The following is a 623-nucleotide window of genomic DNA, read 5'->3' as shown; positions in this document are numbered from 1 at the left end:
GACCGGATGCCCGGACGGGTGCCGGTGCCGGTGGCCCGACGACGACGAACGCTTCGAATGCGGGTGCCCCGGCTGCGCCGACTGGCGGCCGATCCCGGCGATCGACTGGGTCATCGTCGGCGGCGAATCCGGGCCCCACGCCCGGCCGATCGAGGCGGACTGGGTGCGCGACCTGCGCGACCAGTGCGTCGAGGCCGGGACCGCGTTCTTCTTCAAGCAGTGGGGTGGCCGCACCCCGAAAACGGCCGGGCGTGAACTCGACGGCCGGATCTGGAACCAGTACCCGCAGAACAGGAGCACCCCATGCCACGCCTGATGTCGGTCTCGCTCACCGAGGACCAGGTCCGCGACCGCACCAAGACCGTCACCCGCCGCACGGGCTGGCTGATGCTGACGCCCGGCACCCGGCTCACGCTGTGCCGCAAGGTGATGGGCCGCCGCCGCGGCGAACCACTTGTACGGATCGTCGATGTCGAAGTTCTCGACGTGCGCCGCGAGCGCCTCGACACCATCACGAACGAAGAAGTCCGCGCCGAGGGCTTCCCTGAGATGACGCCGGCGCAGTTCGGCGAGTTCTTCTGCGGCAGCCACACCGGCTGCACCCCGGACTCGATGGTCACCCG

Annotated in this window: 2 protein-coding genes; both read left to right on the top strand. The window is 70.3% G+C overall.

Going from position 1 to position 623, the window contains the following annotated elements; all coding sequences use genetic code 11:
* Positions 1-316, top strand: a 316-nt coding sequence (locus A5780_RS43025; protein WP_156769387.1) for a DUF5131 family protein, incomplete at its 5' end; no start/stop codon positions are given.
* Positions 304-623: hypothetical protein (locus A5780_RS43020; RefSeq protein WP_064908009.1), on the top strand; the 320-nt coding region annotated here is incomplete at its 3' end. The genes A5780_RS43025 and A5780_RS43020, both read left to right, overlap by 13 nt.

This window comes from Nocardia sp. 852002-20019_SCH5090214 (assembly GCF_001665865.1).
In the GTDB taxonomy this organism is placed as follows: Bacteria; Actinomycetota; Actinomycetes; order Mycobacteriales; family Mycobacteriaceae; genus Nocardia; species Nocardia nova.
Note: the sequence above shows the minus strand (reverse complement) of the source record. Positions and strands in the feature narration are given on the sequence as shown.